Origin of the sequence: Streptomyces sp. YS-3 (assembly GCF_045257485.1) — a bacterium.
GTDB lineage: Bacteria > Actinomycetota > Actinomycetes > Streptomycetales > Streptomycetaceae > Streptomyces.
In genome coordinates, this window is record NZ_JBJHPC010000510.1 from 1 (window position 1) to 5194 (window position 5194).

Genomic DNA, 5194 nt, shown 5'->3' on the forward strand with positions numbered 1-5194 from the left:
GACCCCCACCGAGGCGCTGCGCGCCGCCCCCGCCGTCCGGGGGACACCCGCGCGGGAAGCAGGCCGGGGGGCGCACACCGCCCGGTTCACTCCTTCGGCGGTATTCCTGAGCAAAAGGTGAGCCTTTGCAAATCATGTGGAAACCCATAGGCTCCGGCGGACGTGCCGAACGCCTGGCAAGACGGCGGCGTCGCGGCGCCGACGCCATGACATCAGTGCCCGAGGGGAATCCGCTCGACATGCCCGACCAGGCGCGGACAGCGCTCCTTCAGCCCGAGCCGGTGCTCACCAGCACCGGCACCCCGCAGCGGACCGGCTCCGTCGTCGAGGGGAGCCGCCCGAGCCGCATCTACGCACTCGACGGTCTGCGCCTCCTCGCGGCCCTCACGGTCGTCATGTTCCACTACATGGCGCTCACCGGACGTTGGCCGGAAACCGACTCGCGCGCCAGATTTCCGGTCACTTATCCGGTCGCCGCCTACGGCTGGCTCGGCGTCCAGCTCTTCTTCCTCATCAGCGGCTTCGTGATCTGTATGAGCAGCTGGGGCAAGCCGCTCCAGTCGTTCTTCGTCTCACGCGTGGTGCGGCTCTACCCCGCGTACTGGTTCGCGGTCATCGCCACCACCGTGGTCGTGGCGGCCGTGCCGGGCGGGCTGGGCGCGCGCCCGGTGGAGGACGTCGTCACCAATCTCACGATGTTCCAGGAGCCGATGGGCGTCCAGAGCGTCGACAGCGTCTACTGGACCCTCTTCGCCGAACTGCGGTTCTATCTGCTCTTCGCGGTGGTGGCCTGGCGCGGGCTGACCTACCGCCGCGTGTTGTTCTTCTGCTGCGCCTGGGCCGTGGCCAGTGCGCTCGCCTACCAGTCCGACGACAGCACCCTCCGGATGATCATCATGCCGGACAACAGCTGGTGCTTCATCGCGGGTGTCGCCTTCTATCTGATGTACCGGTTCCGGCCGAACCTGATGCTCACCGGCATCGTCCTGTTCAGCCTCGCCGCGTCGCTGCCCGCCACCCACAGCACCTGGGAGCACGCCCGGGAGCGCCTGAGCCACCCGATGCCCTACTGGCCGGTCATGGTGATCATGGCGGCCTGCTTCGGGCTGATGGGCCTGGTCGCCACCGGGAAGCTCTCCTGGATCCAGTGGCGCTGGCTGCCGTACGCGGGCGCCCTGACGTATCCGCTCTACCTCCTCCACGAGTACATCGGCTGGGAGATCATCGGCGCGCTCTCCCCCCAGGTGAAGCCCGTCCCGCTGGTCAGCGGGGTGATCGCGCTGATGCTGCTGGTGTCCTGGCTGGTGCACCGGTACGTGGAGCGGCCCCTCGGCAGGCGCCTCAAGCGGGGCCTGGACAAGCTCTGAAATGAAGCGGCCCCGGGGAGTTCAGGAGAACTCCCCGGGGCCGCCCCGCCGACCCCCGTACGGCGGCTACTCGCTCGCGATTGCTCCGAGCACGTTCATGCGGCCCGCCCGGAAGGCGGGGACCAGGGCGGCGAACAGACCCACGAACGCCGATCCGACGAAGACCGTGGTGATCGTCGGCCAGGGGATGTCCAGGACGCCCAGACCCTCCAGGGCCAGCAGCTTCTGGGCGGTCGTCCCCCAGGCCATACCGAGGCCCAGGCCCAGCAGGGCGCCGAAGAGGGCGATCACCACCGACTCCAGACGGATCATCCGGCGCAGCTGGCGGCGCGAGAGGCCGATGGCGCGCATCAGGCCGATCTCCCGGGTCCGCTCGACGACGGACAGGGCGAGGGTGTTCACCACACCGAGCACCGCGACGATGATCGCCAGGGCCAGCAGGCCGTACACGATGTTCAGGAGCTGGCCGATCTGGTCCTTCAGGTCCTTCTTGAAGTCCGTCTGGTCCTGCACCTTGTACTGCGGGTACTTCTTCAGCGCGGCCTTCAGGGACGCGTACGCCTCCTTGGCCTTGCCGTCCTCGGCCTTGGCGAACATGATCATGTTCTTCGGCACCCGGTCGGCGGGCAGATAGCGCTCGGCGGTCGTGACGTTGGTGTACATCGCGCCCTTGTCGACGTTGGTGTCGTCCGAGGTGATCGCCGCGACCTTGAGGCGGGCCGTGCTGCCGCCCTTGAAGGCGACGGTCAGCGTGGAGCCGACCTTGACGCCGTGCTCCTCGGCGAACTTGTCGCCGACCGACATGGCGTCCTTGCCGTACGCCTCGGAGAGCTTGCCGGAGACCGTCTCGCGCCGCAGGTCCTCGGCGTAGGTGGGACTGGCCGCGGAGATGTCCTCGTCGCCGGTCTTCCCGTCCGGCGTGGTGATCTTCACGTCGACCGACTTGTAGTCGGTGACATGGGCGATACCCGGCGTCCTGCGCAGGGCGTCGGCGGCCTGCGGCACGATCGGCCGGCCGTCGTTGTTGCCCGACTGGACGATGAAGTCCGCGCCGACCGACTTGTCGAGCTCGGCGGTGGCCGAGGCGACCATCGAGGAGCCGACCACCGAGAGGCAGGCCACCAGGGCGAGCCCGATCATCAGGGCCGCGCCGGTCGCTCCCGTACGCCGCGGGTTGCGCAGCGCGTTGCGCTCGGCCATCCGGCCGACGGGGCCGAACATCCGCAGCACCAGGGCGCTGATCACCCGCACCACACCGCCCGCGAGCAGCGGGCCGATCACCACGAAGCCGATGAGGGTGAGGACCACGCCGACGGCGAGGACGCCCGCGCCGGAGCTGGCCTTGTCGGCGTGGGCCGCGGCGTAGAGCGAGGCGGCGCCGGCGCCGGTGAGGACCAGACCGATGACGGCCCGGACCATGCCCGCCCGGCCGTCCGCCGGCGTACCGGCGTCGCGCAGGGCCGCCATGGGCGAGATCTTGCCCGCCCGGCGGGCCGGGAGGTAGGCGGCGAGGACGGTGACGACGATACCGAGCAGCATGCCGACCGCCGGGGTCGTCCACTTGACCGTGAGGTCGTCGGTGGACAGCTCCAGGCCCATCGAGCCCATGATCTTCATCAGGCCGACGGCCAGACCGACACCCGCGCCGACTCCGAGGACGGAGCCGAAGAAGCCGAGCAGCAGCGCCTCGACCAGGACCGAGCGGTTGACCTGCTTGCGGCTGGAGCCGATGGCCCGCATCAGACCGATTTCGCGGGTGCGCTGGGCGACCAGCATCGAGAAGGTGTTGATGATCAGGAAGATGCCGACGAGGAAGGCGATTCCGGCGAAGCCGAGCATCGCGTACTTCATGACGTCGAGGAAGGAGCCGACCGAGTCGCGGCCGGAGTCCTTGGCCTCGGCGGCCGTCTCCAGCTTGTAGGTGCCGGCGCCGAGCCGGGCGGCGACGTTCTGCTTCAGCTGCTCGTCGCTGACGCCGTCGACGGCGGTGAGCGAGAGGTTGGTGAACAGGCCGGTGCGGCCCAGCAGTTCGCGCTGGGCGGTGGCGGTGTCGAAGTAGACGATCGCCGCGCCCGGGTTGGTCACCTTGAAGGAGGCGATGCCGGTGATCTTCGCGGTGAAGTCACCGGTGACGGCGATGGTGCGCAGCTCGTCGCCGATCTTCAGATCGTGCTTGTCGGCGGTGTCGGCGTCGACCATCATCTCCGTCGGCCCGCGCGGGGCGTGACCGGAGGTGATCTCCATCGCCTTGAGGTCGTTGGCGGTCCAGTTGCCGGCGATCGTGGGGCCTCCGTTGGAGGAACCCATGTTCTCGTTCTCGGAGTTGACGACCGTCACGCTGGAGCTGGAGACGCCGCCCTCGGCGGACTTCAGCCCGGCGGTGCCGCGCACCTTCTCCAGGGCCGAGGCGGGCAGCGCCTCCGGCCTGCCGGTCTGCGGCCGGTCGTCGGCCTTGGCGTTCTTCGGACTGACGGTGACGTCGGCCGCGGTGGCGGCGAAGAGCTTGTCGAACGTGGTGTTCATGGTGTCGGTGAAGACGAGCGTGCCGCACACGAACGCCACCGAGAGCAGGACCGCGACGGCCGAGAGGGCCATCCGTCCCTTGTGCGCGAAGAAGTTGCGCATCGAGGTCTTGAGCACGGTCATGACGTCCGCCCCCGCGCGTCGAAGTCCTTCATGCGGTCCAGCACGGCTTCCGCGGTCGGGCGGAACATCTCGTCGACGATCCGGCCGTCCGCGAGGTAGAGCACCCGGTCCGCGTAGGAGGCGGCGACCGGGTCGTGGGTGACCATCACGATGGTCTGGCCCAGCTCGTCCACCGAGCGGCGCAGGAAGCCGAGGACCTCGGCGCCCGCGCGGGAGTCCAGGTTTCCGGTCGGCTCGTCACCGAAGATGATCTCGGGCCGGGCGGCGAGGGCGCGGGCGACCGCGACGCGCTGCTGCTGACCGCCGGAGAGCTGGGTCGGGCGGTGCTTGAGCCGTCCGGCGAGCCCGACGGTCTCCACCACGCGGTCCAGCCACTCCCGGTCCGGCTTGCGGCCCGCGATGTCCATCGGGAGCGTGATGTTCTCCAGCGCGTTGAGCGTCGGCAGCAGGTTGAACGCCTGGAATATGAAGCCGATCCGGTCGCGGCGCAGCTGCGTGAGCTTCTTGTCCTTGAGACCGGTGATCTCGGTGTCGTCCAGGTAGATCTGGCCGCTCGTCACCGTGTCGAGCCCGGCCAGGCAGTGCATCAGCGTGGACTTGCCGGAGCCCGACGGGCCCATGATCGCGGTGAACTGCCCCCGCGCGATGTCCACGTCCACGTCATCGAGGGCCACCACGCGGGTCTCCCCCGACCCGTACGCCTTGACGACCTGGCGCGCCCGAGCCGCGACCGCCGTTTGCCCTCCAGTGCCCCCGTGCCTGGGAATGGTCACAGCCGTTGTCACGGTTCTTCTCCTCGTTGCGAGTCAGTGCGTCAGCGCGTCGGTGGGCCGGCTCCTGTGTGGTCCGGAGCCTCGTCGCCGCCGCGTTTCGTGGTTGCGTCTTGAGTCTGGCGATCGAGGACGCCCGGCACCCTGGTGCCCGGCGGTGTCTTGCATGGGGGGCTAGCCCCACCTTCCACCTGCGGCCCCCCGCAGCCGCTCGATGTAGGACCACGTTAAAGAACCGCTCCCCCTCTTCTCGTCCTCCGCCAGGACGAACGCCCCCTGCCCTGAAGTAGGGAGGAACCCGTAGGGGCTCTCCACCCCAGGGCTGAGTCCCGTAGGGGGCGCCTCCACCCGAGCGCTCTCCGCCGCCGCTCAGGCCCGGGGCAAGGGGGTGGAGCCGGGACCGCCCCGGGC

At 69.4% G+C, this 5194-nt stretch carries 3 protein-coding genes; 1 reads left to right on the forward strand and 2 read right to left on the reverse strand.

Going from position 1 to position 5194, the window contains the following annotated elements; all coding sequences use genetic code 11:
• Positions 1 to 206 precede the first annotated feature (206 nt).
• The gene (locus tag ACJA3G_RS29455) at positions 207 to 1367 is read left to right on the forward strand and encodes an acyltransferase family protein (protein WP_406556083.1); all 1161 of its coding nucleotides are present in this window, start codon (positions 207 to 209) and stop codon (positions 1365 to 1367) included.
• 66 nt (positions 1368 to 1433) lie between these two features.
• Here ACJA3G_RS29455 and ACJA3G_RS29460 read toward each other — a convergent pair whose 3' ends face one another.
• Both ACJA3G_RS29460 and ACJA3G_RS29465 read right to left on the reverse strand, forming a co-directional pair.
• Positions 1434 to 4013 carry an ABC transporter permease gene (locus ACJA3G_RS29460; protein ID WP_406556084.1) on the reverse strand — a complete coding sequence of 860 codons (2580 nt, stop codon included), beginning with the start codon at positions 4011 to 4013 and terminating at the stop codon, positions 1434 to 1436.
• Positions 4010 to 4798 (reverse strand): ABC transporter ATP-binding protein, encoded by a 789-nt coding sequence (locus ACJA3G_RS29465; RefSeq protein ID WP_406556085.1) that lies wholly within the window; start codon positions 4796 to 4798, stop codon positions 4010 to 4012. Before ACJA3G_RS29465 ends, ACJA3G_RS29460 begins: the two co-directional genes overlap by 4 nt.
• Positions 4799 to 5194: the final 396 nt, after the last annotated feature.